We start from the raw sequence: 25,723 nt of genomic DNA on the forward strand, positions 1-25,723 counted from the left end.
ACGGACCTGAGGCCGCACGACGGGGCGCGCCGCCTTTCCTTGGTCAGCCTTCGCCGGGCGCCTGGAAGCCAGTCGTGTCGACGTGACAGTCGAACGGGGGCGTTCCAGCATCACCGTCATGATGCGCCTCCCTCGCATGGCGGGCCAGTCGATACTCAGCGGTCGCGCTCGACACGAGTGGCCGAATCCATCAGGGAGGCCCCAGCGCGCGGGCAGGGCCGCTACCGTGACGCGTTGCGGCCCGGCACCATCGGGGCATGACGCTCTCCCTCGCCGAAGCAGACAAGATCCTCTCCGACAACTTCGCCCCCTGGGTGCTCGACCTCGGGCTGACCGTCCACGAGGCGGGCGAGCTGCACGCCGTGCTGCGCCTGCCGTGGTCCGAGCGGCTCGCCCGGGAGGGCGGGGCCCTGTCCGGGCAGGCGCTGATGGCCGCCGCCGACACCGCGACCGTGATCGCCGTGTCGTCCGCCCGCGGCGGCTTCGTCCCCATGACCACGGTCCAGCAGTCCACCAGCTTCCTGCGCGCCGTCACGGACGCGGACGTCCTCGTCGACGCACGGATCACCAAGCTCGGCAAGCGCATGGCGTTCGCCGACATCACCATGACGCCCGAGGACGCGGACGGTCCCGCGGCCCGGGCCTCCACGGTGTACGCGCTGCTGGGGTAGGCGGCGCAGGGCCCTTGCCTGATGGACCGCGGGGCAAGACCATGGGCGGGCCGTCGTTTATGACGATCCGTCAGATTCGAGGAGTCCCCCATGGTCGCGTACGGGATGCAGCTTCCGGTCCAGTCCCAGAGCACCCTGTACGCCGAGCCCTGGGAGGCCGGGGCCGGCCCGGGCGCGCTCGTCGAGATCGCGCGCGCCGCCGACCGCGCCGGCTTCGCGTACATCGCCGTCTGCGACCACGTCGCGATCCCGCGCCGCCTCGCCGACGCCATGTCCACCGTCTGGTACGACCCCGTCGCCACGCTCTCCCACCTCGCGGCGGTCACCGAACGCGTCCGCCTCCTGAGCCATGTGGCCGTCGTCGGACTGCGGCACCCCTTGCTGACCGCCAAGCAGTACGCGACCCTCGACCACCTCTCCGGCGGGAGGCTGGTCCTCGGCGTCGGCGCGGGACATGTGCGCGAGGAGTTCGACGCGCTCGGCGTCGGCTTCGACGACCGCGGGTCCGTGCTGGACGAGACGATCGACGCGTTGCGGGCGGCGCTCGGCCCGGAGGAGTTCCCCGAGTTCACCGGGGAGCGCTACTGCTTCAAGGATCTGGGGCAGCGGCCCCGGCCCGCCCAGGAGCGCGTACCGCTGTGGGTCGGCGGCTCCTCGCCGGCCGCCGTCCGCCGTGCCGCGCTCAAGGGAGACGGCTGGCTGCCGCAGGGCGACCCGCGCGACCGGCTGCCCGCGCGGATCGCCCGCATCAGGGCGCTGCGCGAGAAGGCGGGGATCGAGTCGCCCTGCGTGATCGGCGCCCTCACCGAACCGCTCTACGTCGGCGAACCGGCCTGGCACACCGGCCGCAGGACCCTCACCGGCAGGCCGCAGGTCCTCGCCGACGCGCTGCGCGCCTACGCGGTGCTGGGCGTGGACCAGATCCAGGTGCGCTTCCGCAGCCGCGGCGTGGCCGAACTCACGGACCAGATGGCTGCGTTCGCCGCCGACGTGGCCCCTCACCTCGCATGACCCTCGAACGACCAGGGAGACTCGGCATGGGCAAGCTGGACGGACGCGTCGTGTTCATCACCGGAGCGGCACGCGGGCAGGGCGAGGCGGAGGCCCGGCTCTTCGCGGCGGAGGGCGCGCACGTGGTCCTCGCCGACGTCCTCGACGAGCGGGGCGGGAAGCTCGCCGATGAGCTGGGGGCCCTGTACGTCCACCTGGACGTGGGCCGGGAGGACGACTGGACCGCCGCGGTCGCCGCCGCCAAGGACGCCTTCGGGCGCATCGACGGCCTGGTCAACAACGCGGGCATCCTGCGCTTCAACGAGCTGGTCGGCACGCCGCTGGAGGAGTTCCAGCTGATCACCCGGGTGAACCAGGTCGGCGCGTTCCTCGGGATCAAGACGCTCGCCCCCGAGATCGAGGCCGCCGGCGGCGGGACGATCGTCAACACCGCCTCGTACACGGCCCTGACCGGCATGGCGTACGTCGGCGCGTACACCGCCTCCAAGCACGCCATTCTCGGCCTGACCCGGGTCGCCGCGCTGGAGCTCGCCGGGCGGGGGATCCGGGTGAACGCCGTGTGCCCGGGCGCGGTGGACACCCCGATGAGCAACCCGGAGGGCGCGGACCCCGGCGCGATCGAGGAGCTGTACCGCACGCTCGTGCCGCTGGGCAGGGTCGGGCGGCCGGAGGAGGTCGCGCGGCTCGCGCTCTTCCTGACCGGCGACGACTCCTCGTACATCACGGGCCAGCCGTTCGTCATCGACGGGGGATGGCTCGCCGGGGTCAGCGTGCTGTGACACCTCCGCCTGCCATGACTGACGGATCGTCAGGTATTGCGTTCCCGTCGGGGCGGTGGAACAGTCGGAGCCACGGATCTGACGGTACGTCAGGAATGATTGGGCGGTGACCTCCCGTGGAATTCGGCATCTTCGTACAGGGATACCTCGGCAAGCGCGCCGGGACCGATCCGCTCGCCGAGCACAAGGCGCTCATGGAGGAGACCGAGTACGTCGTCCAGGCGGACCGGTCCGGCTTCAAGTACGCCTGGGCCTCGGAACACCACTTCCTGGAGGAGTACTCCCACCTGTCGGCCAACGACGTCTTCCTCGGCTACCTCGCGCACGCGACGGAACGGATCCACCTGGGCTCGGGGATCTTCAACCCCCTCGCGCCCGTCAACCACCCGGTGAAGGTCGCCGAGAAGGTGGCGATGCTCGACCACCTGTCAAAGGGCCGCTTCGAGTTCGGCTCCGGCCGCGGTGCCGGCTCGCACGAGATCCTCGGGTTCATGCCGGGCATCACCGACATGAACCACACCAAGGAGATCTGGGAAGAGACGATCGCCGAGTTCCCGAGGATGTGGCTCCAGGACGAGTACGCGGGGTTCCGGGGCAAGCACTGGTCCCTTCCGCCGCGGAAGGTCCTCCCCAAGCCGTACGGGAAGGCCCACCCGGCCATGTGGTACGCGGCCGGCTCCCCGTCCTCGTACGCCATGGCGGGCCGCAAGGGCCTCGGCGTACTGGGGTTCAGCGTGCAGAAGGTCTCCGACATGGAGTGGGTCGTCGAGTCGTACAAGACGGCGGTGAAGGAGGCGGAGCCGGTCGGCGCGTTCGTCAACGACAACGTGATGGTGACGTCGACGGCGATCTGCGCGGAGACGCACGACAAGGCGGTCGAGATAGCGGCCGGCGGCGGGCTGAACTACCTCCAGTCGCTGCTCTTCCGCTACCACGACACCTTCCCGCGCCCGGAGGGGATCCCGCGGTGGCCCGAGCTGCTGCCCGAGTACACGGCGGAGATCATCGAGCTGCTGATAGCGGAGGAACTGATGATCTGCGGCGACCCGGGGGAGGTGCTGCGGCAGTGCAAGAGGTGGGAGCAGGCCGGGGCGGACCAGTTGGCGTTCGGGCTGCCGATCGGGGTGTCGTACGAGGACACGATGACGACGATCGGGCTGATCGGTGAACACGTGATCCCTCACGTCGACACGGACCCGATCCACCGCACGAGGCGGATGCGGGAGTCGGCGGGCTGAGGTTGGGGTGGGGCGGGCGGGCCCTTGTCGGCGTGGGAGGTACCCCATCCCGAACTGGGGCTTCGCCCCAGACCCCGTACCGCGCTTCGCGCGGTGTGCTCAAACGCCGGACGGGCTGGATTTCGCTCCGCGAAATCAGCCCCGCCGGCGATTGAGGCGCGGGGGTCCGGGGGCAGAGCCCCCGGTTACGGGAAGGGGCGGGTAGGGGAAAGCCCCGCGCAGCGGCCCGCCCCGCCCTCACCAGCACGGGCGGCGTCTTCCCGGACCGCCGCCCGTCCCCGGCCCGGCCGGAGTGCGCGCGGCCGCGGCCGGCCGCCACGCCCCCGGCCGGGCCGTACCCCGCCGAGCCCACGCCACGGAGGCGCCCACGTCCCCGGCCGGGTCGCACCACGCCACGCTGACGCGCCCGGGGCGCCCACGTCTCCGGCCACCGCACCCGCCGAGCCCACGCCCCCGGGGTGCCCCCCGGGCCGGGCCGTACCCCGCCGAGCCCACGCCCCCGGGGTGCCCCCCGGGCCGGGCCGTACCCCGCCGAGCCCACGCCACGGAGGCGCCCACGCCCCCGGCCGGGCCGCACCACGCCACGGAGGTGCCCACGTCCCCGGCCACCGCACTCGCCGCACCTACCAAGCCCACGCCCCCCGGGCGCCCACCCCCGGGGCCGGGCCGCACCCGCCGAGCCCACGCCACGGAGGCGCCCACGTCCCCGGCCGGGTCGCACCCGCCGCGCCCCCACGCCCCCCCCGCCGACCCCCCGCCCCCGCCCGCCCCCACCCCACCCGCACACGAAGGGACGCCCCATGCTCGACCACCTCATACGGCGCGCGACCGTCGTCGACGGCAGCGGCGGCCCCGCCTTCGCTGCCGACGTCGGCATCCGCGACGGCCGCGTCGCCGTCATCGCCCCTCCCGGCGGCGTGACCGAGGACGCCCGTACCGAGGAGGACGCCACCGGCCTCGTCCTCGCACCCGGTTTCGTCGACCCGCACACCCACTACGACGCCCAGCTGTTCTGGGACCCGTGCGCCACGCCCTCCCTCAACCACGGCGTCACCACCGTCGTGGGCGGCAACTGCGGCTTCACCCTCGCCCCGCTGCACCCCGGCCGGCCCGAGGACGCCGACTACACGCGGCGCATGATGTCCAAGGTCGAGGGCATGTCGCTGGTCGCCCTGGAGGAGGGGGCTCCCTGGACCTGGCACACGTTCGGCGAGTATCTGGACGCCCTCGACGGCCGGACGGCGGTCAACGCCGGGTTCATGGTCGGGCACTGTGCCCTGCGCCGCCACGTCATGGGCCCGGACGCCGTCGGCGGGCAGCCCACGCCCGCGCAGCTCCGGCAGATGTCCGGCCTCCTCCACGACGCGATGGACGCGGGCGCGTGGGGCCTGTCCACGACCCAGTCGTCGACGCACTCGGACGGCGACGGGCGGCCGGTCGCCTCGCGGCACGCCGGGCCGGACGAGCTGATCGCCCTGTCGAGGGCCGTGGGCGAGCACGAGGGCACCCAGCTCGAGGCCATCGTCGCGGGCTGCCTCGACCGGTTCGCCGACGAGGAGATCGACCTGCTCGTCGCGATGAGCGCCGCCGCCGGCCGGCCACTCAACTGGAACGTCCTCACCGTCGACGCCGCCGTTCCCGAACGGGTGCCGCGCCAGCTGGTACCGAGCGAGCGCGCCCGCCGGGCCGGCGGCCGGATCGTCGCCCTCACCATGCCGATCCTGACCCCCATGAACATGTCGCTCGGCACGTTCTGCGCGCTCAACCTGATCCCCGGCTGGGGCGAGATCCTCGCCCTTCCGGTCCCCGAGCGGATCGCCAGGCTCCGCGACCCGGAGGTCCGGGCGGAAATGCTGCGCCGCGCGGATGCGAAGGAGGCCGGCGTCTTCCGCCGCCTCGCCGACTTCGGCCGGTACGTCATCGGCGACACGTACGCGAAGGAGAACGAGGGGCTGACCGGACGGGTGGTGCGCGACATCGCCGCCGAGCGAGGCCAGGACCCCTTCGGGTGCCTCGTCGAGATCTGCGCCGAGGACGAGCTGCGGACGGTCCTGTGGCCCATGCCCACGGACAACGATCCCGCGTCATGGGCGCTGCGGGCCGAGACGTGGCAGCACGAGGACGTGATGCTCGGCGGCTCCGACGCGGGTGCGCACCTGGATCGCATGTGCGGGGCGCCGTACACGACGCGGTTCCTCGGGGACTGCCTGCGCGGTCGCCGGCTGGTCGGCCTGGAACAGGCGGTCAGGATGCTCACGGACGAGCCGGCCCGGCTGTTCGGCCTGCGCGAGCGCGGACGGGTCCAGGAGGGCTGGCACGCGGACCTGGTCCTGTTCGACCCGGAGCGGATCGACGCCGGCCCCGCGCGGCTGGTGCACGACCTGCCCGGTGACAGCCCCCGCCTGGACGCGCGGGCGATCGGCGTCGTCTCCGTCCGGGTCAACGGCGTCGAGACGATCAGGGACGACCGGGTCACGGGGGCCGTGCCGGGCGTCGTGCTGCGCGCGGGACGGGACACCGGGACGGTGTCGACGCGATGAGGCCGCAGAAGGCGATGAGGCCGCAGAAACTGTTCATCGGCGGCGTGTGGGTCGAGCCGGACCTCGGCCACTACGAGGTGGTCGACCCGGCCACGGAGGAGGTCGTCGGGCTCGCGCCCGAGGCGAGCCGCGCCCAGGTGCACGAGGCCGCCGCGGCGGCCCGGGAGGCGTTCGCGGTCTGGTCGCGTACGAAGCCGGAGGAGCGGGCGGCGGTCCTGGACCGGGCCGCGGACCTCGTCCAGCGGGACGCGGAGGCGCACACCGCGCTCGCCCGCGCCGAGACGGGCGCGACCACCGCCACCGCCCGTGGCATGCAGGTCGCCGTCGGCGCGGCCCGCTTCCGCCGTTACGCACGGGGCGCGCTGGAACCGGTCGAGCAGGCGGTGCCGCCGCAGATCAACGCGGCGGGTCCCATGGGGAGGGCGGGCGTGTTCGGCGCGGTCGCCGTGCGCCGCCCGGTCGGTGTCGTCACCTGCATCACCTCGTACAACAACCCGTGGGCCAATGCGGCCGGCAAGGTCGCGCCCGCGCTGGCGGCGGGCAACACGGTCGTCGTGAAGCCCGCCCCGCAGGACCCGCTGTCGGTCTACCGGATGGCCGAGGCCCTTGAGGAGGCCGGTGCGCCGCCCGGCACGGTGAACGTCGTGACGGGTTCCGCGCCCGCGGCGGGGGAGGCCGCCGTCGACTCGCCGGACGTCGACATGGTGAGCTTCACCGGCTCGACGGCGGTCGGACAGCGCATCGCCGAGGTGTGCGGCCGGACGATGAAACGCCAGCTGATGGAGCTCGGCGGCAAGGGGGCCGCGCTCGTCTACGACGACGCGGACGTGGAATCCGCCGTGCGCGGGATCGGGACGACGTTCTCCTTCTACAGCGGCCAGATCTGTACGGCGCCGACGCGGGTGCTCGCGCAGCGTGGCGTCTACGAGCGGGTGGTGGCCGGTCTCGCCGCGTACGCCGGGCGGCTGCGGGTCGGCGATCCGGCCGACCCGGCGACGGTGGTCGGCCCGCTGATCTCGGCCGCGCAGCGCGATCGGGTCGAGGCGTACGTGGAGCTGGGCCGCGAGGAGGGGGCGCGGCTGGTGGCGGGCGGTGAGCGCCCGGCGCTCGAGCGGGGCTTCCACGTCGCGCCGACGCTGTTCGCGGACTGCACCAACGACATGCGTGTGGTGCGGGAGGAGATCTTCGGGCCGGTGGTCGTCGTGGTCCCGTTCGACGACGAGGAGGAGGGCGTGGCGCTCGCGAACGACAGCGACTACGGCCTGATCGACTACGTCTGGTCGGGCGACGTGGCGCGTGCGTTCCGGGTGGCGGGAGAGCTGCGGGCGGGCGGGGTCGGGGTGAACACGGTCGGCCGGAACATGGAGGCGCCGTTCGGCGGCTTCAAGCGGAGCGGGGTGGGACGGGACGTCGGGTCGTACGCCCTGCATGCGTACAGCGAGCTGCAGGCGGTGGTCTGGCCGGGGTGAGGACGGCCGCCGAACCTGCGGGAGAAGGTGTCCGAAAATCGCCGTGGGAAAATTTGAAACCGGCCAAATCGGGCATGGCTGCGGTTCTCGCAATCGGGAGCGGGTCGGCAGCGGCCTGGCAATGTGCGCCTGTTCGCCGCTGAGAATCTTTCAATCATGAACCGACTGCCCGGTTGCGCCTTGGAATCCAAAAGGAAAGATCCGGAGTTCGATCCTCCGAATGTGGAAACCGCAGGACTTAACGTCCTGTTCATGACCCAGATCGATGCGCGGCCGCAGGCCGGAGATGCAGTACGGGGCGCGGCCGCCCCCGAAGACGCCGGAGGTGTCCGCGAGAAAGGCCTCGGCGGAAACTCCGTCGGCCTGATGGGCGGAGCCGTCATCGGCGTCTCGACGGTGGCCCCCGTCTACTGCCTGACCTCGACACTCGGACCCACCGTCGGGGAGGTCGGCCTCCAGATGCCAGCGATCTTCCTGGCCGGCTTCCTCCCGATGCTCCTCGTCGCCTTCGCCTACCGCGAGCTCAACAAGGCGGTCCCGGACTGCGGCACCTCCTTCACCTGGACGGTGAAGGCCTTCGGCCCGCGGATCGGCTGGATGTGCGGCTGGGGCCTGCTGGTGGCCACCGTCGTCGTCCTGTCCAACCTCGCCGGAGTGGCCACGTCCTTCTTCTGGCTCACCGCCGGAGAGATCACCGGCAGCGAGAGCGTCGCCGCGCTCGACGGCAACAAGGCCGTCCACATCCTCACCACGCTCGCCTTCATCGCCGGCGCCACGGCGATCAGCTACCGCGGCATCACCGCGACCAAGTGGGTCCAGTACGCCCTGGTCGGCCTCCAGCTCACCGTCATCGCGATCTTCGCGGTCATGGCCGTCGCCAAGGCGGACGACGTCGCCGGGTCCCTGGACTTCTCCCTGTCGTGGATGAACCCGTTCGGTGTCGAGTCCTTCTCCGCCTTCACCGCCGGACTCTCCCTGTCGATCTTCATCTACTGGGGCTGGGACGCCTGCCTGTCCATCAACGAGGAGAGCGTCGGGAGCACCCGCACCCCCGGCCGCTCGGCCATGCTCGCCATGGTGATCATCGTCATCTCGTACCTGATGGTCGCCATCGCCGTGCAGATGTACGCCGGCATCGGTGAGAAGGGCACCGGCCTCGGCAACCCGGACACCTCCGACAACGTGTTCGCGGTCCTGGCCGACCCGATCATGGGCTCGGGCCTCGGCATCCTGCTCTTCGTCGCCGTCCTCGCCTCCGCCGCGGCGAGCCTCCAGACGACCTTCATCCCCGTCGCCCGCACCGCGCTCGCGATGAGCTCGTACGAGGCCATGCCCAAGGCGTTCGCGAAGGTCCACCCCCGCTTCAAGACACCCGGTCTCGCCACCGTCGCGGCAGGCGTCGCCACCGGCCTCTTCTACACGGTGATGAGCCTCGTCAGCGAGAACGTCCTGGTCGACACCATCTACGCACTCGGCCTCATGATCTGCTTCTACTACTCGATCACGGCCTTCGCCTGCGTCTGGTTCTTCCGCAAGGAGCTCTCGCGCTCGACGGCAGACCTGATGGTCAAGGGCGTGCTCCCCGGCGTCGGCGGCCTGATGCTCACCGCCGTCTTCGCCAAGACCCTCTACGACATGTGGGACCCGGCCTACGGCTCGGGCTCCTCCGTCCTCGGCATGGGATCGGTGTTCGTGATCGGCGTCGGCCTGCTGCTCCTCGGCGTCGTGCTGATGCTCGTGATGCAGCGCCGCAGCCCGGCGTTCTTCCGCGGCGAGGTGCTGACGAAGGAGACGCCGGCCCTCGTGATGGCCGACTGACACTCAGGCCCGCACGGGCCGCAGCCGCAGATGGGTCACGGAGGGTGAGTCGATCACCCGGGTCGTCTCGAACTCGACCGTCTCCGTGACCCTCTCTGCGTCGGCGGCGGGTTCGAACAGCCGCACCCCGCCGCCCAGCAGCACAGGCACCAGATGGAGCTGGAGCTCGTCGAGCAGCCCGGCCGCCAGCACGCCGCGGATCAGCTGCCCGCCGCCGGCGACGGCCACGTCCTTGTCCCCGGCGGCGCGACGGGCGCGTTCGACGGCCTCCCCGACCCCGCCCGTGACGAAGGTGAACGTCGTCCCGCCCTGCTTCACCAGCGGCTCGCGCTCCTCGCGCGTGACCACGAACACCGGGGCGCGGAACGGCGGCTTCTCCCCCCACGGCCCCTCGCCGCAGTCGAACATCCGCCGGCCCATGACGTAGGCCCCGGCGCGCTGCACCACCTCCTCCACCAGGTCGGAGTCGGGCCCCGTGGCTCCCCCGTCGAGACCGTGCATCTCCCGCCAGCTCGCGAGCGTGACCACCCACTCGTGCAGGCGCTCCCCCCGGTCGCCGAGCGGGTTGTCCGGGCCGTCGTTCGGTCCGGCGACGAATCCGTCCAGGGAGACGGAGATGTCCGCGACGACCTTGCTCATGACGTGCTCCTTCGGTCGGTGTCGGGCACCGACTCTGCCGCCGGCGGACGCACGAGTGTCGGCGCCTCGCCGTCGCGGTGCGCTTCGGCGACGCGGGGCCGGGCCCGCTGCGGGGCGCGGCCCCTCGGTTGTCGGACCCGCACCGTACAGTCGCCCGCATGACGAAGCCCGAGCCTGTGATCCGTGCCGTCGAAGCGGGCGGCAGGGCCGTCGACGACCCCACCTGCGTCGAGGTGCACGACCTGCTCGCCGACATGAACCTCTCCCACCCGTACGTGATCGTCGAACGGCGTGACAGGGAGCCGGCGGGACACCACTACATGCAGGTGTGTCTCAACGACGACTTCAGCTACCAGGTCGAGTACCGCGAAGGCCGCGAGGAACTGCACTTCCAGGCCCATGTGCCCGCGCAGGGCCCCGTGATCGGCCCCGAGCCGGTGGCGAAGGTCATCGACGACTGGATGCGCGACGGCGACGCCTGGCGCACCGCGCTTGCCTGGACACCGCTGTTCCCGCAGGAGAAGCGCCAGGTCAGATCTCCCGTCCGATCACGAGCGCGGCGATGAGTTCTCCCGGCCCGGAGAGTCTCACCACCGTTGTCGGCAACAGGTGTCAGCGACTGGGAGGAACACGTGACGCAGCTCTTGAGGGTGCAGAACTTCAACGTCTCGAGTGACGGGATCGGAGCCGGCGAGGACCAGAGCCTCGAGAGTCCGTTCGGCCACGCCGATCCCGGGAGGCTGTTCGCATGGGCCGGCGCCACGGCGAGCTGGCCCATGCGCACCGATCCCGGGGGGAGCCGGGGCCTCGACGACTACTTCACGCGGGACTACGCACGCAACATCGGTGCCGAGATCATGGGCCGCAACAAGTTCGGGCCCCAGCGGGGGCCCTGGCAGGACCATGAGTGGCGCGGCTGGTGGGGCGACGAGCCCCCGTTCCGCACCCCGGTGTTCGTCATGACACACCATGTGCGTCCTTCGTTCACGCTCTCCGACACCACGTTCCACTTCGTCGACGGCGACCCGGCCACCGTTCTCGAGCTGGCGCGTGAGGCGGCGCAGGGCAAGGACGTCCGACTCGGCGGAGGGGTCACCACGATCCGGCAGTTCCTGGACGCCGACCTCGTGGACACCATGCACGTGGCGGTCTCGCCGGTGAAGCTCGGGTCCGGACTGCGCCTGTGGGAGTCGCCCGATGAGCTGCTCGACCGGTTCCACCTCGAGATCGTGCCCAGCCCGAGCGGTGTGACGCACCATCTGTTCTGGCGCAAGTGACCCGAGGGCCCGGTCGGAGCACTAGCGGGAGGCGGGCTCCAGCTCGGCCATCTCGTTCCAGCCCTGGCCGGGCACCTCGACGTTGATGATCTCGGGCTTGGTCGCGATCGCGGTGGCCATCGCCTCCATGCCGGCCTTGAAGTGGTCGGACGCGACGTGGGCCGCACCCGCCTCCGCGTCGGCGAAGGCCTCCAGCAGCGTGAACCTGTGCGGATCGTCCACGCTGCGCGACCAGTCGTAGAAGAGGTTCCCGGGCTCGGCGCGGGTGGCGCGGGTGAAGTCGTCGACGATGTCGAGCCAGCGGTCGCTGAACTCGGGGCGGACGGTGAACCTGACGGCGATGAAGATCATGCCTCCAGGGTCGGCCGCGCCGGGGACCGGCACCACTCGGGCGGCCCCGCATTCCGACGCCGTCGGAAACCGGTCCCGCGGACGGTCAGCCGACGGGCGGAGAGACGGGCGGCAGCCGCCGTGCCGTGCGCACCAGCGCCGCCCGCAGCTCGCCGTGCCGACGCCGGAAGTCCGCCGTCGGCAACGACAACGACAGCGCGTGCACCACACCGTCCGCGCCCTGGTCCGCGAGCGCCGCCGCGAGGCAGGTGTACGCCGGGTCCGCCTCGCCCACGGACACCGCGTATCCCCGGCCCCGCACCCGCTCGACCTCCGCCTCGAAGCGCTCCGCGCCGGTGATCGTGCGGTCGGTGAACCGGGCCATCCCGTACTCGGCCAGGTACCGCCGACGCGCCGCCCGCGGCAGCGCGGCCAGCAGCACCTTGCCGTGCGCGGTCGCGTGCGCCCGCGTCTCGGGGCCGGGCACGAAAGGGTGCTTGCTGTCCGTGACCGGCACCGTGCTGTCGAGCATGACGATCCGGCCGTCCCGGTACGCCGTGACGTACGCCTCCGCGCCGGTCGCCCGCCGCAGCCGCGGCAGCAGTTCGGCAAGCCGCGGCCCGAGCCCGAGATGCCGCTGGAACGACCGGTGCAGGACGGCCACGCGCGGTCCCGGTGCGTACCCGTCGCCGGTCCTGACCAGATGCCCGCGCGCGATGAGCGGCCCCAGCAGGTGGTACACGGTCGACAGCGAGCAGCCCAGCCGCCGCGCGAGCGCCTTGGCCCCGACGGGGCCCGGCGCGTCGGCGACGGCGTCGAGGATCTCCAGCGCGCGGTCGACGGACTGCGGCCCGGAGGCGGGGCTGGCCATGATCACGTTCCTTCCACGTTCTGTCTCGGGTCCCCCAGCTGTCCCCGAGCGTACGTGGCCGCAGCGCCGGGTCAGCCGCCCAGGAAGATCGGGTTGGTGAAGGCGGCCAGCGGCCCCGGCAGCCCGGGGACGACCGGCGCGTGCCGCACCTCGGCGCGTACGTACGTGGCGTACTGCGCCGTCGTACGCCACTCCACCGTGCCCGCCCCGGAGTCCGGGACCGGCGCCGTGTGCAGGACACCCTGGTCGGTGACGACGCGGACCGTGCAGCCGGGGACGCCCGCCACCTCCACCCGTACGGTCACCGGCTCGTCGTCGTCCACGCGCAGCCGACCGCCGATCCCCGCGTGCTGCCCGCGCCCGCCGGCCGCCGAGAAGGCCACGGTCACGTCCTTGTTCTCGGCGACGTAGCTGCGCCCGGCCCTGATCCCCTCGAGGATCGCCCCGCGCGTCAGGTCGTCGGCGAGGACGACCGTCTGCGGAGTGCCGATCGGGTCGGGGTGGCGGTGGGCGTCGCTGCTGCCCATGGCCGGCGTCCAGCGCTTCCCGGTGCTCGCGGCGACGGCCAGCGCGCTGTCCCAGTCGGCGAGGGACACCTCGTCGTCGGGGGTGTAGGGCCCGTTCCAGACCTCCACCGCGTCCGCGTCGCCGAAGCCGAACTTCCAGTTGCAGCCGATGCAGGTGGCGTGCGGGTGGGCCGGGACGACCAGGCCCCCGGCCCGGCGGATCGCGCGGGCGTAGTGCCCGAAGCGGTTGTCGCGTGCGCGGTAGCGCCAGTCGACGAACGTCCCCGGGTCGGTGCCGAGCGCCACCACGTGCCCGTTGCGCGTCGTGACCTCCTCCCCGAGCAGGATCAGCAGGTCGTCACCGGCCCCCTCGGCCCAATGGGCATGGGCCGCGTGGGTGTTGTGCTCGGAGGAGTTGATGAAGTCGAGCCCGGCGGCGCGGGCGAGCGCGGCGATCTCGGCGGGAGTGCGCCTGCCGTCCGAGTACCACGAGTGCAGGTGGCAGTCGCCCCGGTACCAGGCGCGCCCGCGCCCCTTGGCCCGCTCCGGCGGATGGACCGCCGGGCGTGGCTCGACCTGCTCCCCGTAGGTGAGCGTGACGTGGACCTCGTACGTCAGACCCTGCGGCGCGACGGTGTACGGCCCGAGGGCGATGTGCCACAGGCCGGGCCGGACGGGCCCGGGAACGTAGCCCGGCGTCGCGTCGTCCGCCTGGATGAAGAACTCCGTCCTGGCGCCGCCCGACCAGCCGCGGAACCCCTTGCCGCCGAGAGCGGTTCCGCGCTCGTCGAAGATGCCGATGTCGAGGGCGTTGCCCGCGGTGCCGGCCGGCTGGGGCGGCCTCTCGTAGCTGTACGAGACGTGGATCCGGCTGACGCCCGCCGGGATCTCCACGGGGAGGTACACGAAGTCGGGCGCGCCGGGGGGCAGCGTGCCGCGTACGACCTCCGTCGCCCCGTCGCCGCCCGGTGGTGCCGCGTTCGCGAAGCTCACGGTGCCCAAGGTAAGGGCGGCGGCGGCTCCGGTCACGAGGAGACCGCGCCTGCCCAGGGCGTGTTCGTCGTCGTTGCACATGCCGTCGGCTCCCGGGATGTCGAGGGACAGGAGAGGTGCGGTGGTGCGTCGATGCGGTCGAACCCTGGTATTGAGCCGTGAACGCCGGTGCAAGGGAAGAGGGTTGGCAGGAGATCGACGGATGACACGGCCATGACGACGACGTGGCGCGCCGTTTGGGCCTACCTTGTCCCCATGCGGATCGCAACCACGATCTTCCTCACCGACGAGACGATCACCCCCGTGCGGCTGGCCCGCGAACTCGAACAGCGCGGCTTCGCCGGGCTCTACCTCCCCGAGCACACTCACATCCCGGTGGCCCGGACCACCCCGTACGGCGCGGGCGGCGACCTCCCGCCGGAGTACGGCCGCACGCTGGACCCCTTCGTGGCGCTGGCCCAGGCGGCGGCGGTGACGTCGACCCTGCGGCTGGGCACGGGGGTGACGCTGGTGGCGCAGCACGACCCCATCGCCCTGGCGAAACGCATCGCGACCCTGGACCACGTGTCCGGGGGCCGGTTCACCCTGGGCGTCGGCTTCGGCTGGAACGTCGAGGAGGCGGCGGACCACGGCGTGGAATGGTCGACCCGCCGGGAACTGGTCCGGGACAGGATGCGCCTGATGCGGGCGCTGTGGTCACCGCAGCCGCGCGCGTTCGAGGGCGAACACGCCTCGGTCAGCGCCTCGTTCGCCCACCCCAAGCCGCGGGGCGGCGCCCCGCGCACGCTGGTGGGCGGCGCGGCGGGCCCGAAGCTGTTCGCGCACATCGCGGAGTACGGGGACGGCTGGATGCCGATCGGCGGCCGCGGGATGGGGGAGTCGGTCCCGAAACTGCGCGACGCGTGGACGGCGGCGGGCCGCGACCCGAAGTCCCTGGAGGTGGTCCCGTACGCGGTCCGCCCCACCCCGGGCAAGCTGGCGCACTACGCGGACCAGGGGGTGGAGGAGGTGGTGCTGCAACTGCCGCCGGGGGGCGACCTGGAGGTGCTGCGGGCGCTGGACGAGTACGCGCAGTATTTGTGAACGATTGACTTCGGAATACGTTCCGAAGTATGCTGCTGTGCATGCTCACGCCTACTGTCACGTTTTCCGAGCTGTCGAAGAACTCGAAGCGCGTCGCGGACACGCTCGACAAGGCGCAGCGTCTGCACATCACGCGTCGGGACGGCGAAGATCTGTACCTCACGACGGCTCGTCACGACCGAGAGCGCGAGGAGACCGCCGACATCACGGCGCGCCTCCTAGGGGCGATGATCGGTTCCGATGGCGGGGCAAGAGCAATACGGCTCGCGCTGCCGTCAGTCTTCCCTTGGGTGCGCCACCTCTCGGGCGACGAAGTGCGTGAGTTCGTGCAGGAACTCGTCGATGCCACGCACGACGCAGTCCACTTGGACGTCCACAGCAATCTGCACCGCGTGATCGTCGAATGGCGTGCCACAGCGCGGATCCTGGCCGACCCCGAGCAGGCGGCGCAGGCAATGCGTCCTCTGCCGGACGAGGACCATGGTGAGGTGGTCGCTCCATGACGCCGAAGCGTGGTGATGCAGTGGCCCCGCCGACGGTCGGCGAGGAGTGGCACTTACGGTTCGCCACGAATGAGGCGGCCAAGGGGTGGGGCGAGTTGGGTGCGGCAGCGCCAGGGAACACCCGTCGTTGTTTCGAGTCTCTGCGCAACGACCCGCAATCGATGGCGGACCCCGACCGCCAGCACAGGCTGCGCGGCCGCTTGGCGACGGCACTGTTGGCCGGTCGGGAGTACCCCCAGTGGGAGTTCGAGGTCACGGCAGGAGGCCGGGTGCGCTACCTCGTGGACGAAGCCCGGCGAACCGTGCACCTGGTGTATGCGTCGCCCCGCCACCCGAAGGACACCGAGTAGATCCGCATGTTGCCGGCCATCCGAGGGCGCCCGGTCGTTACCTCCGCGCGCTCCTCGTGGGATGCAGCCCGCGATGTGGCGGCGTCGCACACTGGGATGCCCCCGCCGTGGCCGCAGCGTGGTCCCACATGCCTGGCCTACGGGAGTCTTGGGATCAAGGCCAACCACTCGGCGATGTCCTGCTGAATCGGATCCTCCGCATGCAGTAGGCCCTGAATCACCACCAACGGCGTGAGCATGTTCTTGATGCGCCTCAAGCCGAGTACGTGCTCGCGCGGAGCACCCCTCCACTCCGAAGCCAGCTCCAGCGCTTCGTTGCGCGTCATACCCAGATGCGCCTTCACATGCGCGCAGAGATCGCCGACCTGCCGCGCCTCGTCGTCCTCGCTCTCCCCGAACTCTCTGATCAGGAAGACGCGGACAAGAGCCGACTCGGCCACCGACTTCTTCGGATCCTCCAGGGACGTCGCGTACTTGTGGGCAATGGCAGCCAATGCCAGATGTGCCCATCGGATCCGGACTTCCTGGGAGTGCGGGGCAGACTGCATTCTTCCCACGCTCAGTTCGCGAATCTGTTCCCAGTCCTCCGGCCGTCCTGCAGCCCCGCCTCCGTGGATGCGACGCTCCAGATCTGCCAGTGAGCATTCCAAAGGGTCGCCCACGTCACCCACGCCCACTCCTTGATCAATGCCCGTCGCAAAAATGGCCTCGACCCCTACGAACCGGTCGCGTGACTCACGCGAGCAGCAGGCTCTCGGTGACACTCACCGCAGGAAAGATCTGCACCCTCAGCTCGCCCACCGTGTCCGCTGTCCTGAACTCCACCAGGAGCCCGGTCCTGCCGCCCTCCTCGACGACCCGCAGCAGCCGTGCCCCTTCCCGGAGGAGACGCATCCTGACCTCTCCCGAGTCCGAGAGCCAGGAGAATGCCACGGACCGCCCGACGTCGTCGTAGGAGAACGTCAGGTCCTCGCCGGTGACGCTCTTGAAGCGCAGAGTGCTCTGGGTCTCGCCCGTCACCTCCGGCTCGACGCCGAAGGCGTTGACCAGCAGTTGAGGATCGGGCGTCACGAACTCACTCACACCTGACCACCGTCTCCGCCCTCCAGTTCCAGCAGTGCCTCGTGCCGGAAGTCTTCCGGGTCTGTGATGTACGGCCGCAGTCCCGGGTACGGACGGCAGAACGTCACGTGCGCCGTGACCATGCCTTCCTCCGTCCAGGATTCCGACATGCTGATGTACGCCTTCACGGCGGGCCCGTCGACCGACGCTGACGTCAGGCAACGCAGGGCATACGCCAGGCATCGGCGCGTCAGCGGTGCGATCCGCTCGGAATCTGTCGGCGGCAGGTCGTGGTCCACCATGCCCCGGCCGTTCACGGTGACTTCCTCCTGGACCATGTCCGCGTACGAACCCTCGGGCCCGGTCGCGGCCAGGGCAGACAGTACGTATGCGCCGCTCGAGGCGTGCGTCCAGCCCTCGTTCGCGACCTCCAGGAACATCGGCGGGATGTCCGCGTCGGTCAGGCCCGTCGTGTCGACGCCCGCCAGCACGTCGGCCATTGCCCGGTTCATACGCATTCGCTAGCCCCTCACGCCCTCGCCCCCAGCGACGGTGCCACCAGCCCGTCCGCCGCCGAGCTGCCACCGTACGACTCGTACCCGTCGTACGAGGAACCGGGCGATGCCTCCGCCGTCGGGTCGTACGCGCACTCCATGTACACACCCCCCGAGAAGCGGCCGCCCTCCGACATCCACTCGTAGACCTGGCGCTCGCCGTCGCCGCGTTCCGTGCGCAGGATCCAGTCCTCGGAGGCCTGTTGCCGCTCGTACGACGTGATGTCCCAGCCGTCCGCCTCCAGCCGGTCGCGCAGCCGGGCCAGGGCCGCAAGCGCCTCCTCGCGCGGGACGTCGTCCAGCTGCCAGCTGTGGGACAGCGCGTACGCGTTCTCCACCGGAGTGTCCGCGATGGCCTCCAGGCCGCCGGGATAACACGAGTCCGAGCCGAACCCGTTGTACCGGCCCGCAGGGAGCACCGTGTCGAAGCCCGCCACCTCGTACGCCTCCTGCGAGCGCGAGGCCGCACGGTCGGCCATCTCCCGCGGGGCCACGCGCGGGTAGTCCTCCGGGGTCGCGCTCTGGACCCAGTACGTCACCAGCAGGCCCAGCACGAACAGCACCGGCACGCCGATCACCACCGCCAGGGTGATGCAGAGCCACCGGAGCAGCGGGACGCGGCGGCGTTCGAGATTGTCGATCATGGCCTGGACGCTACGCGTCCCCGCACCGGCGCGTATCCGCACATGACCCCAGGTCACACAGGCGCTGGTACTCAGCCGCCCGGCCGGCCCGCGTGCCCGCGCTCGTATGCTCGCAGCATGACCGATCACCAGGGTGGACACGAGGCGGGACGGCCCACCGCGAACGCCATGCGGCGCGCGCTCAAGCGGGCCAGGGACGGAGTGGCCCTCGACGTCGCCGAAGCCGCCGTGCTGCTGCAGGCCCGGGGGAGCGACCTGGAGGACCTGGCCGCCTCGGCCGGGCGCGTGCGGGACGCGGGGCTCGAAGCCGCCGGGCGCGCCGGGATCATCACGTACTCGAAGAGCGTGTTCATCCCGCTCACCCGCCTGTGCCGCGACAAGTGCCACTACTGCACCTTCGCCACCGTCCCCGGCAAGCTCCGCCGCGCAGGCCACGGAATGTTCATGTCCCCGGACGAGGTCCTGGAGATCGCCCGGCGCGGGGCCGAACTCGGCTGCAAGGAGGCGCTGATCACCCTCGGGGACAAGCCCGAGGACCGCTGGCCGGAGGCCCGGGAGTGGCTGGACGCCCACGGCTACGACGACACGATCGCGTACGTGCGCGCCATGTCGATCCGGATCCTGGAGGAGACCGGGCTGCTGCCCCACCTCAACCCCGGGGTCATGTCCTGGACCGACTTCCAGCGGCTCAAGCCCGTCGCCCCGTCCATGGGCATGATGCTGGAGACGACGGCCACCCGCCTGTGGTCGGAGCCGGGCGGGCCCCACCACGGCTCCCCGGACAAGGAGCCGGCCGTGCGGCTGCGCGTCCTGGAGGACGCCGGCCGGTCGAATGTGCCGTTCACCAGCGGTCTGCTCATCGGCATCGGCGAGACGTACGAGGAGCGCGCCGAGTCGCTGTTCGCGCTGCGCCGCGTCTCCCGCGCCTACCACGGCATCCAGGAGCTCATCCTGCAGAACTTCCGCGCCAAGCCGGACACGGCCATGCGCGGGATGCCCGACGCCGAGCTGGACGAGCTCGTCGCCACCGTCGCCGTCGCCCGGCACATCATGGGTCCGTCGGCCTGCCTGCAGGCTCCGCCGAATCTCGTCGACGGCGAGTACGCCAGGCTGCTGCGCGCCGGCATCGACGACTGGGGCGGAGTCTCCCCGCTGACCCCTGACCACGTGAACCCGGAGCGGCCCTGGCCGCAGATCGACGTGCTGGCCGAGCAGTCGGCGGCCGAGGGCTTCGAACTGCGCGAACGGCTCTGCGTGTACCCGGAGTTCGTGCGGCGCGGCGAGCCGTGGCTCGACCCCCGGCTGTTCCCGCACGTCCAGGCGCTGGCCGACCCCCGCACCGGGCTCGCGCGCGAGGACGCGATCCCCGCCGGCCTGCCCTGGCAGGAGCCCGACGACGGGTTCACCGCCGCCGGGCGCACGGACCTGCACCGGACCATCGACTCCGAGGGCCGCACGCACGACCGGCGCGACGACTTCGACCACGTCTACGGGGACTGGGACGCGCTGCGCGAGGCCGCGGCGCCCGGCATGGAGCCGCAGCGCATCGACACGGATGTGCGCCGGGCACTGAGCCGGGCCGCGGACGATCCGACGAAGCTCACCGACGACGAGGCACTCGCCCTCCTCCACGCCGACGGGCCCGCTCTGGACGCGCTCACCCGCATCGCCGACGAGCTGCGCCGGGACGTCGTCGGGGACGAGGTGACGTACATCGTCACCAGGAACATCAACTTCACCAACGTCTGCTACACCGGCTGCCGCTTCTGCGCCTTCGCCCAGCGGCGTACGGACGCCGACGCGTACACCCTCTCCCTGAGCCAGGTCGCCGACCGCGCCGCTCAGGCGTGGGACGTCGGCGCGGTCGAGGTCTGCATGCAGGGGGGTATCCACCCGGACCTGCCGGGCACGGCGTACTTCGACATCGCGCGGGCGGTGAAGGAGCGCGTGCCCGGCATCCACGTGCACGCCTTCTCGCCCATGGAGGTCGTCAACGGGGCCAGCCGGACGGGCATGTCGATACGGGAATGGCTGACGGCCGCGAAGGAGGCGGGCCTCGACTCCCTCCCCGGCACCGCCGCCGAGATCCTCGACGACGAGGTCCGCTGGGTGCTGACCAAGGGCAAGCTGCCTGCCGCCACCTGGATCGAGGTCGTGCGGACCGCGCACGAGCTGGGCATCCGGTCGAGTTCCACGATGATGTACGGCCATGTCGACCAGCCCCGGCACTGGCTCGGCCACCTCCGTACGCTCGCCCGCGTCCAGCAGGAGACGGGCGGTTTCACGGAGTTCGTGACGCTGCCGTTCATCCACACCAACGCGCCCGTGTACCTCGCGGGGATCGCCCGGCCCGGCCCGACGGACCGGGACAACCGGGCCGTCACCGCCATGGCCCGGCTCCTGCTGCACCCGCACATCACCAATATCCAGACAAGCTGGGTGAAACTGGGCACGGAGGGCGCCGCGGAGATGCTGCGCTCGGGCGCGAACGACCTCGGCGGCACGCTGATGGAAGAGACCATCTCCCGGATGGCGGGCTCCGGTTACGGCTCGTACCGGTCCGTGCGCGACCTCACCGCGATCGCCGAGGCGGCGGGCCGGCCCGCGAAGCCGCGGACCACCCTGTACGGGGAGGTGCCGCAGGAGCGTCAGGAGGCGGCCGCGGCGTCCGACGGGCACCTCCCGGAGCTGCTGCCGCTCCTGCCGGACTGACGGACGGGAACGCGGCGGGGGAGGACCCGGTCCGCCCCGCCGGAGCCCCTGGGATCTGCCGCCCCGGCCCGGTGTTCAGGACCTGCCGCCCCGGCCCGGTCTTCCGGACCTGCCCTCACCCGGTCTTCCGGACCTGCCCTCACCCGGTCTTCCGGACCTGCCGCCCCGGCCCGCCGCCTGGTCCGGGCGGCGGCCCTGCCTTCCGGTCCTGCCTTCCGGTCCGGCCTCCGGCCTGTCCCTCCGCTCGGCCTCCGGCCTGTCCTCCCGGCCTCTCCTTCCGCTCGGCCTCGGGCCCGGCCTTCCGATCCGGGCGGCGGTGACTCGGGCGGCTCCTCGCACCCCGCCCCGCCCCGTCAAAAGTGACCTCCGGCAGGTATGCCACATACCCGCGCGATCCCCCTGCGCGTCCCCGGGAACCCGGTTCCCGTTCGATTACAGTGCTGCGCCGGGCAGTGTTCGTCGACGTCGTGGAGGCACGGTGAGTGCAGCAGCCGCGGCCGTGTGGGGCCGGGCCGAGCAGCAGGACTTCCGTGCCCGGGTACGCGGCGCGCTCCTCGGCGGTGCGATCGGTGACGCGCTCGGCGCGGGGGCCGCAGGAGAGGGCCTCGACGCGCTGCGCGCGGCCCACGGGCCGGAGGGCCTCGTCGACTTCGTACCGGTGGGCGGGCGGCGGGGGACGGTGACGGCGGCCACCCAGATGACCCTGTTCTCCGTCGACGGTCTGATCCGCGCCCAGGTACGGCGGGACACCGGAGCCTGGCATCCGCCGACCGACCTGCACCGCGCCTACCTGCGATGGGCCGCGACCCAGCGTGACTGGGGGCCGGACGAGCGCCGCAAGGACAACGGCTGGCTGGCGTGCGAGGAATGGCTCTACGCCCGCCGCGGCCCTTCGCGCGAATGCCTGACCGGTCTCGGCGACGAGATCATGGGCACGCTGCAGGCACCCAAGAACCCCACCGCCCGCGACGCGGGCGCGCTGGTGCGGTCGGCGCCGTTCGGGCTGCTGGTGGGCTGGGAGCCGCAGCTCGTTTGCCAGCTCGCGGTGGAGTGCGCGGCGCAGACCCACGGGCACCCGACCGCGTACCTGTCCGCCGGCGCGTTCGCCGTGATCGTGCACGGGCTCGCCCGCGGCGAGACCCTGGACGGCGCGGTGCAGCGCGCCCTCGCGCAACTGGCGGCCCGCCCCGGCCACCAGCCCGTCACGGACGCGCTCAAGCAGGCGCTGGGCTCCGTGCGCCAGGGCATCCCCAGCCCGACCCGCGTCGCGGCGCTCGGCGAGAACGGGTACGCGGAGGAGGTGCTGGCGATCGCGGTGTACTGCGCGCTCGTCGGCGAGGACATCCGCCACGGCCTGCGTCTCGCGGTGAACCACGACGGCCCGTCGGAGGCGACGGGCGCGGTGTGCGGGGCGCTGCTGGGCGCGCTCCACGGGGAGACGGCGCTGCCGCCGGCGTGGCTGTGCGAACTGGAGGGGCGGGGGACGCTGCTGCAGATCGCGGACGACTTCGCGATGGAGATGACGCAGGGGCCGGCGCTGCACAGCCCGACGTCCACGGCGCCGGGCTGGCTCACGCGCTATCCCCGAGCGATGACACCGGAACTGGCCTGAGGCCGCCGCCACCCAGGTGTGGCCGGCGCCGGGAGCCGCATCCCGCACGGTCGTCGCCGACCGCGTCAGTCCGCCGTGGCCGCCGGCCCCGGGACCGGACCGCCCCACGCCACCCAGCCCCCCGAGGACGACGGGACCACCGTCCACGGCGGCGGAGCCACGGGCCCACGCGGCCATCACGCACGGGAAGGCCCGTACGCCGGACCGGTCCTGGAGGTTGTCGACGCGCAGAGCACAGAACAACGCGGGGAGTTGCTGGAGTGGCTGTGCTCGCGGCGTCTGCCGCAGCGGCCGGCCGGTCGCTGCCGCGATGGTGACCGCCTTGCGGCCGGCGCCGTTGCCCGGCGACCGGATTGGACTGGGGGAAGCAGGTGGAGGGGTGTGGACACCGGGCTCACTCTGCTGTGGTTCCTGGAGGCGGACCCAGCAAGAGCCGGGGGAGCCGGTGTTCAGAGGGCTCGACGGCGCTGTCGAGGCGGCCGGCTCGACAGCGCGGAACTGGTCGCTCATTTCGTCCCGGCGCTCCAAGGGTGGACCGCTGTGTCGATCTGCTCCGCTGGGGACCGAGAAGAAGGCCGAGCCCCCTCGGCCGGGACGGCGAACCAGTCGAGAGGGCTCCTGTCGGTGTGCTGTCGGGCTGTGGCTGGAATTCGCCGGTGATGCGCGGCGCCGCGCTCAGTCGCGACCGAACGCGCTCTGCGCCACTTCGTTCACGAACGCATTCCACGAGTCCGGCACGAAGGTAATCGTCGGGCCCGCCGTGACCTTCGAGTCCCGCACGGAAATCGCGTCGGCCACGGGGGACTTGACCTCTACGCAAGCACCGTTACCCGTGGAGTACGAGGACTTCGTCCAGGTCTCCGTAGCGCCCTGAATGATTGCCATGATCGCTCCGCTTCGGCAAGTGATGTGATGTGCGCCAACGTTCTTGCTGGCGTGATCGACGCTACTCGCCGTGCCGGGAGCGCGAGATGGGCATTCACTCGACTGGATGGCATATTCCAGGTGACTCTTCCATCGCAGCGGTCCGGTGGTGTACCGTGCGGCGCTTTCAGTCGTCGAAGCCTCCCGCGGTCTCCCGTGCGTAGTCCTTCGCGATCTTCTCGATGAACTGCCGCGTCTGCTCCACGTTCAGTGCCTGGGCCCGCAGGTGCTCGTACATGACGCTGTACTTCTGCACGTCGTTGGCCTTCTCCAGATACAGGTCGCTCGTGACGCCCTCGATGTAGACGACGCTCGAATCCGAGGCGTCGGGGAACTCCAGGATCGCGTACTGCCCGTTGATACCCGGATGCGCGCCCATGTCGAACGGCAGGACCTGCACGGTGACGTGCGGCTGGTGCGAGAGCTCCACCAGATGCTCCAACTGCTCACGCATCAGATGTCCGTCACCGACCCGGCGGCGCAACGCGGCCTCGTCGATGACCGCCCACAGGCGCAGCGGGTGCTCGGCGTCCCTGATGCGCTCCTGGCGGCGCAGCCGGACGCTGACCCGCTTCTCGATGTCAGTGACCCCGCTCTCCGGCAGTGCGCCGGCGATCAGCGCCTCGGCGTACTGACGTGTCTGCAACAGACCCGGCACCACCTGCGGCTCGTACACCCGAAGGCTCGCCGCGTCCGTCTCCAGACCGATGTAGACGCTGTACGGGATGTCGCCGAACGCGTGCCACCAGCCCTGCTGCCGGGAGTCCTTGGCCATCTGCATCAGCGAATCGACGATGCGGTGGTCCTCGACCTCGTACACGCCGCACAGGTCACGGACGTCGCGCTGGCTGATGGAACGGCGGCCGTTCTCCAGCCTGCTGATCTTGGACTGGGACACGAGCAGGCGCTCCGCGACCTCCTCGGCCGTCATGCCCTTCAGCTCCCGGAGCCGGCGCAGCTCCTGGCCCAATCGGCGCCTTCGGACAGTGGGATTGACGTTGGACGCCACGGGAACTGCACCTCCGACCGCGTTGCTCTGCGTATCTACTGTTCAGCAGACTGCCACCAATCGGCCTTGCTGCGCTGCCGAATGGGCACACACGCGAACACGCGGGACAGCAAAGATGCTGCCCCGCGCGTTCTGCGGCTCCCGAACCGGGTCATGGGGACGTCGGTGCGGCGTGGTGCGGCGTGGTGCGGAGGTGCGTGTGCCCAAAGCGGTGGTGCTGCGGTACGCGGTGCGGCAGCGCGCTCAGTGCGCGGCGACGCGGGCCATGCCGCTGCGGCGTGGCTGCATCGGTACCGGACCCGGCTGACGGCTGCTGCCGCTCGCCGGCTGGCTACGGCGCGGCTGGGCGGCCACACCGTTCTGGACGTCCATGACGGCGTGCGCCACCAGACCGCCCATCGGATCGTGCCGGATGAGGTCCCGCAGCCGGGACCTCGAGGAACGCCCTTCGTTCCCGGGGTACAGGTGCTTGCCGAGACCGACCGCGTGGGCCAGTGCGGCGAGCGCCGCGGTCCGCGGGTCCGGCGGTACACCGGTGCGGATCGCACTGTCCAGCCGGGCCCTGATGTCCCGGCTGATCGCCGTCTCCGTCGCCTGGTAGCGAGTCGTCGGCAGCACTCCGCACATCTGGCCCTCCACGGCATGCACCATGCCGCATCGCTCCAGATGCGAGAGGTAAACCTGGCGCAGCCCCAGCCGGGGCCCGCCGATCCAGTGGACCGCCCGTACCGGACTGCCGCGTCGGCGCAGCAGTTCCAGTGCGGAGTCCAGAGTCGGATCTCCTGTCGGCCGTGGCATCACCACGGCGATACGATCCCCGTCTGGGGCTATCCGTCCTGCCAGAGCCAGCTCTACTAGCTGTGCACCGGCCAGGCCGAGGTCGAGCGACTGCGGCTGCGCTGTGGTACCCGTGGCCGGGTCCAGAGCGAGCAGCAGAAGCTCTTCCGGAAGTGTTCTGCGGCTCCTGCCCATCCATGCCTCCCCGCGTGGATGAATGACAGGGTGACCCCTCTCACATTGGTCTGTCGAGAGCGCCTGGGTGCTTTGTTAGGGAACCGATAGGTATGTCGTTCTCGTCTAGCACGGGAGCCAAGCGCTCACACAGGACACTGGTAGATGGTTCGGACA

Annotated in this window: 25 protein-coding genes; 14 read left to right on the forward strand and 11 right to left on the reverse strand. The window is 71.5% G+C overall.

What is annotated here, in order from left to right; genetic code table 11:
• Window positions 1–257 precede the first annotated feature (257 nt).
• The 7 genes from AB0K02_RS04390 (at window position 258) to AB0K02_RS04420 (ending at window position 9,526) form a co-directional block, all read left to right on the forward strand.
• Window positions 258–671, forward strand: a complete 414-nt coding sequence (locus tag AB0K02_RS04390) for a PaaI family thioesterase (protein ID WP_365990838.1) — start codon at window positions 258–260, stop codon at window positions 669–671.
• Window positions 672–761: 90 nt separating this feature from the next.
• Window positions 762–1,682 (forward strand): TIGR03619 family F420-dependent LLM class oxidoreductase, encoded by a 921-nt coding sequence (locus AB0K02_RS04395; RefSeq protein WP_365990839.1) that lies wholly within the window; start codon window positions 762–764, stop codon window positions 1,680–1,682.
• Window positions 1,683–1,708: 26 nt separating this feature from the next.
• Window positions 1,709–2,461 carry a glucose 1-dehydrogenase gene (locus tag AB0K02_RS04400; RefSeq protein WP_365990840.1) on the forward strand — a complete coding sequence of 251 codons (753 nt, stop codon included), beginning with the start codon at window positions 1,709–1,711 and terminating at the stop codon, window positions 2,459–2,461.
• 116 nt (window positions 2,462–2,577) lie between these two features.
• On the forward strand, window positions 2,578–3,699 hold the full coding sequence (locus AB0K02_RS04405; protein ID WP_365990841.1) for an LLM class flavin-dependent oxidoreductase: 1,122 nt from the start codon (window positions 2,578–2,580) through the stop codon (window positions 3,697–3,699).
• 800 nt (window positions 3,700–4,499) lie between these two features.
• On the forward strand, window positions 4,500–6,239 hold the full coding sequence (locus tag AB0K02_RS04410; protein ID WP_365990842.1) for a D-aminoacylase: 1,740 nt from the start codon (window positions 4,500–4,502) through the stop codon (window positions 6,237–6,239).
• A 14-nt stretch (window positions 6,240–6,253) separates the two neighbouring features.
• Window positions 6,254–7,708, forward strand: a complete 1,455-nt coding sequence (locus AB0K02_RS04415) for an aldehyde dehydrogenase family protein (protein WP_365991014.1) — start codon at window positions 6,254–6,256, stop codon at window positions 7,706–7,708.
• 252 nt (window positions 7,709–7,960) lie between these two features.
• Complete coding sequence (locus AB0K02_RS04420) at window positions 7,961–9,526, forward strand: APC family permease (protein ID WP_365990843.1); 1,566 nt, start codon at window positions 7,961–7,963, stop codon at window positions 9,524–9,526.
• A gap of 3 nt (window positions 9,527–9,529) precedes the next feature.
• Here the strand turns inward: AB0K02_RS04420 and AB0K02_RS04425 are convergent, their stop codons facing one another.
• Complete coding sequence (locus AB0K02_RS04425) at window positions 9,530–10,165, reverse strand: dihydrofolate reductase family protein (RefSeq protein ID WP_365990844.1); 636 nt, start codon at window positions 10,163–10,165, stop codon at window positions 9,530–9,532.
• Window positions 10,166–10,323: 158 nt separating this feature from the next.
• Here AB0K02_RS04425 and AB0K02_RS04430 point away from each other — a divergent pair, with 158 nt between their 5' ends.
• Both AB0K02_RS04430 and AB0K02_RS04435 read left to right on the forward strand, forming a co-directional pair.
• On the forward strand, window positions 10,324–10,731 hold the full coding sequence (locus AB0K02_RS04430) for a hypothetical protein (protein WP_365990845.1): 408 nt from the start codon (window positions 10,324–10,326) through the stop codon (window positions 10,729–10,731).
• Window positions 10,732–10,797: 66 nt separating this feature from the next.
• Window positions 10,798–11,442, forward strand: a complete 645-nt coding sequence (locus tag AB0K02_RS04435; protein ID WP_365990846.1) for a dihydrofolate reductase family protein — start codon at window positions 10,798–10,800, stop codon at window positions 11,440–11,442.
• 21 nt (window positions 11,443–11,463) lie between these two features.
• Here the strand turns inward: AB0K02_RS04435 and AB0K02_RS04440 are convergent, their stop codons facing one another.
• The 3 genes from AB0K02_RS04440 to AB0K02_RS04450 form a co-directional block, all read right to left on the reverse strand.
• On the reverse strand, window positions 11,464–11,793 hold the full coding sequence (locus AB0K02_RS04440; RefSeq protein ID WP_365990847.1) for a putative quinol monooxygenase: 330 nt from the start codon (window positions 11,791–11,793) through the stop codon (window positions 11,464–11,466).
• Window positions 11,794–11,878: 85 nt separating this feature from the next.
• Entirely contained in the window at window positions 11,879–12,643 is a 765-nt protein-coding gene (locus AB0K02_RS04445) for an IclR family transcriptional regulator C-terminal domain-containing protein (RefSeq protein ID WP_365990848.1), read from the reverse strand.
• Window positions 12,644–12,714: 71 nt separating this feature from the next.
• Window positions 12,715–14,223 carry a CehA/McbA family metallohydrolase gene (locus AB0K02_RS04450; RefSeq protein WP_365990849.1) on the reverse strand — a complete coding sequence of 503 codons (1,509 nt, stop codon included), beginning with the start codon at window positions 14,221–14,223 and terminating at the stop codon, window positions 12,715–12,717.
• A 174-nt stretch (window positions 14,224–14,397) separates the two neighbouring features.
• Here AB0K02_RS04450 and AB0K02_RS04455 point away from each other — a divergent pair, with 174 nt between their 5' ends.
• From AB0K02_RS04455 to AB0K02_RS04465, 3 genes are read left to right on the forward strand one after another with little or no spacing between them, the layout of a single operon-like run.
• Complete coding sequence (locus AB0K02_RS04455; RefSeq protein ID WP_365990850.1) at window positions 14,398–15,225, forward strand: LLM class F420-dependent oxidoreductase; 828 nt, start codon at window positions 14,398–14,400, stop codon at window positions 15,223–15,225.
• 29 nt (window positions 15,226–15,254) lie between these two features.
• The gene (locus AB0K02_RS04460) at window positions 15,255–15,728 is read left to right on the forward strand and encodes a prevent-host-death family protein (RefSeq protein ID WP_365990851.1); all 474 of its coding nucleotides are present in this window, start codon (window positions 15,255–15,257) and stop codon (window positions 15,726–15,728) included.
• Window positions 15,725–16,078 carry a hypothetical protein gene (locus tag AB0K02_RS04465; protein WP_365990852.1) on the forward strand — a complete coding sequence of 118 codons (354 nt, stop codon included), beginning with the start codon at window positions 15,725–15,727 and terminating at the stop codon, window positions 16,076–16,078. Before AB0K02_RS04460 ends, AB0K02_RS04465 begins: the two co-directional genes overlap by 4 nt.
• Before the next feature lie 137 nt (window positions 16,079–16,215).
• On the opposite strand, the gene AB0K02_RS04470 is transcribed toward AB0K02_RS04465, so the two are convergent.
• From AB0K02_RS04470 to AB0K02_RS04485, 4 genes are all read right to left on the reverse strand, one after another.
• A complete protein-coding gene (locus AB0K02_RS04470) occupies window positions 16,216–16,749 on the reverse strand; it encodes a hypothetical protein (RefSeq protein ID WP_365990853.1) in 534 nt (177 codons plus the stop codon).
• 64 nt (window positions 16,750–16,813) lie between these two features.
• Window positions 16,814–17,161: a hypothetical protein gene (locus AB0K02_RS04475; RefSeq protein ID WP_365990854.1), complete on the reverse strand. Its 348-nt coding sequence runs from the start codon at window positions 17,159–17,161 to the stop codon at window positions 16,814–16,816.
• Window positions 17,158–17,640 (reverse strand): hypothetical protein, encoded by a 483-nt coding sequence (locus tag AB0K02_RS04480; protein WP_365990855.1) that lies wholly within the window; start codon window positions 17,638–17,640, stop codon window positions 17,158–17,160. The genes AB0K02_RS04475 and AB0K02_RS04480 overlap by 4 nt, the downstream gene beginning before the upstream one ends.
• A gap of 29 nt (window positions 17,641–17,669) precedes the next feature.
• The gene (locus AB0K02_RS04485) at window positions 17,670–18,338 is read right to left on the reverse strand and encodes a hypothetical protein (RefSeq protein ID WP_365990856.1); all 669 of its coding nucleotides are present in this window, start codon (window positions 18,336–18,338) and stop codon (window positions 17,670–17,672) included.
• 117 nt (window positions 18,339–18,455) lie between these two features.
• Between AB0K02_RS04485 and AB0K02_RS04490 the strand changes: the two genes are divergently transcribed.
• Together AB0K02_RS04490 and AB0K02_RS04495 are read left to right on the forward strand one after the other, a co-directional pair.
• Window positions 18,456–21,050, forward strand: coding sequence for a bifunctional FO biosynthesis protein CofGH (locus AB0K02_RS04490; RefSeq protein WP_365990857.1), 2,595 nt, complete (start codon window positions 18,456–18,458; stop codon window positions 21,048–21,050).
• Between the two features lie 478 nt (window positions 21,051–21,528).
• A complete protein-coding gene (locus AB0K02_RS04495; RefSeq protein ID WP_365990858.1) occupies window positions 21,529–22,662 on the forward strand; it encodes an ADP-ribosylglycohydrolase family protein in 1,134 nt (377 codons plus the stop codon).
• Window positions 22,663–23,337: 675 nt separating this feature from the next.
• On the opposite strand, the gene AB0K02_RS04500 is transcribed toward AB0K02_RS04495, so the two are convergent.
• The 3 genes from AB0K02_RS04500 to AB0K02_RS04510 all read right to left on the reverse strand — a co-directional run bounded on the left by AB0K02_RS04500 (window position 23,338) and on the right by AB0K02_RS04510 (window position 25,567).
• Window positions 23,338–23,547 (reverse strand): DUF397 domain-containing protein, encoded by a 210-nt coding sequence (locus AB0K02_RS04500; RefSeq protein WP_365990859.1) that lies wholly within the window; start codon window positions 23,545–23,547, stop codon window positions 23,338–23,340.
• 166 nt (window positions 23,548–23,713) lie between these two features.
• Window positions 23,714–24,595, reverse strand: coding sequence for a helix-turn-helix transcriptional regulator (locus tag AB0K02_RS04505; RefSeq protein ID WP_365990860.1), 882 nt, complete (start codon window positions 24,593–24,595; stop codon window positions 23,714–23,716).
• Between the two features lie 243 nt (window positions 24,596–24,838).
• Window positions 24,839–25,567, reverse strand: a complete 729-nt coding sequence (locus AB0K02_RS04510; RefSeq protein WP_365990861.1) for a GPP34 family phosphoprotein — start codon at window positions 25,565–25,567, stop codon at window positions 24,839–24,841.
• Between the last annotated feature and the right edge of the window lie 156 nt (window positions 25,568–25,723).

Origin of the sequence: Streptomyces sp. NPDC049597, from assembly GCF_040675505.1 — a bacterium.
In the GTDB taxonomy this organism is placed as follows: Bacteria; Actinomycetota; Actinomycetes; order Streptomycetales; family Streptomycetaceae; genus Streptomyces.

What these genes read in the sequence shown, in the direction of transcription:
- AB0K02_RS04450 (WP_365990849.1), bottom strand. Translation starts at nt 14,223, where the DNA reads ATGTGCAACGACGACGAACACGCCCTGGGCAGGCGCGGTCTCCTCGTG.
- AB0K02_RS04455 (WP_365990850.1), top strand. Translation starts at nt 14,398, where the DNA reads ATGCGGATCGCAACCACGATCTTCCTCACCGACGAGACGATCACCCCC.
- AB0K02_RS04445 (WP_365990848.1), bottom strand. Translation starts at nt 12,643, where the DNA reads ATGGCCAGCCCCGCCTCCGGGCCGCAGTCCGTCGACCGCGCGCTGGAG.
- AB0K02_RS04420 (WP_365990843.1), top strand. Translation starts at nt 7,961, where the DNA reads ATGACCCAGATCGATGCGCGGCCGCAGGCCGGAGATGCAGTACGGGGC.
- AB0K02_RS04500 (WP_365990859.1), bottom strand. Translation starts at nt 23,547, where the DNA reads ATGGCAATCATTCAGGGCGCTACGGAGACCTGGACGAAGTCCTCGTAC.
- AB0K02_RS04400 (WP_365990840.1), top strand. Translation starts at nt 1,709, where the DNA reads ATGGGCAAGCTGGACGGACGCGTCGTGTTCATCACCGGAGCGGCACGC.
- AB0K02_RS04510 (WP_365990861.1), bottom strand. Translation starts at nt 25,567, where the DNA reads ATGGGCAGGAGCCGCAGAACACTTCCGGAAGAGCTTCTGCTGCTCGCT.
- AB0K02_RS04490 (WP_365990857.1), top strand. Translation starts at nt 18,456, where the DNA reads ATGACCGATCACCAGGGTGGACACGAGGCGGGACGGCCCACCGCGAAC.
- AB0K02_RS04460 (WP_365990851.1), top strand. Translation starts at nt 15,255, where the DNA reads ATGCTGCTGTGCATGCTCACGCCTACTGTCACGTTTTCCGAGCTGTCG.
- AB0K02_RS04430 (WP_365990845.1), top strand. Translation starts at nt 10,324, where the DNA reads ATGACGAAGCCCGAGCCTGTGATCCGTGCCGTCGAAGCGGGCGGCAGG.
- AB0K02_RS04425 (WP_365990844.1), bottom strand. Translation starts at nt 10,165, where the DNA reads ATGAGCAAGGTCGTCGCGGACATCTCCGTCTCCCTGGACGGATTCGTC.
- AB0K02_RS04395 (WP_365990839.1), top strand. Translation starts at nt 762, where the DNA reads ATGGTCGCGTACGGGATGCAGCTTCCGGTCCAGTCCCAGAGCACCCTG.
- AB0K02_RS04440 (WP_365990847.1), bottom strand. Translation starts at nt 11,793, where the DNA reads ATGATCTTCATCGCCGTCAGGTTCACCGTCCGCCCCGAGTTCAGCGAC.
- AB0K02_RS04390 (WP_365990838.1), top strand. Translation starts at nt 258, where the DNA reads ATGACGCTCTCCCTCGCCGAAGCAGACAAGATCCTCTCCGACAACTTC.
- AB0K02_RS04480 (WP_365990855.1), bottom strand. Translation starts at nt 17,640, where the DNA reads ATGGCCGACGTGCTGGCGGGCGTCGACACGACGGGCCTGACCGACGCG.
- AB0K02_RS04415 (WP_365991014.1), top strand. Translation starts at nt 6,254, where the DNA reads ATGAGGCCGCAGAAACTGTTCATCGGCGGCGTGTGGGTCGAGCCGGAC.
- AB0K02_RS04410 (WP_365990842.1), top strand. Translation starts at nt 4,500, where the DNA reads ATGCTCGACCACCTCATACGGCGCGCGACCGTCGTCGACGGCAGCGGC.
- AB0K02_RS04485 (WP_365990856.1), bottom strand. Translation starts at nt 18,338, where the DNA reads ATGATCGACAATCTCGAACGCCGCCGCGTCCCGCTGCTCCGGTGGCTC.
- AB0K02_RS04465 (WP_365990852.1), top strand. Translation starts at nt 15,725, where the DNA reads ATGACGCCGAAGCGTGGTGATGCAGTGGCCCCGCCGACGGTCGGCGAG.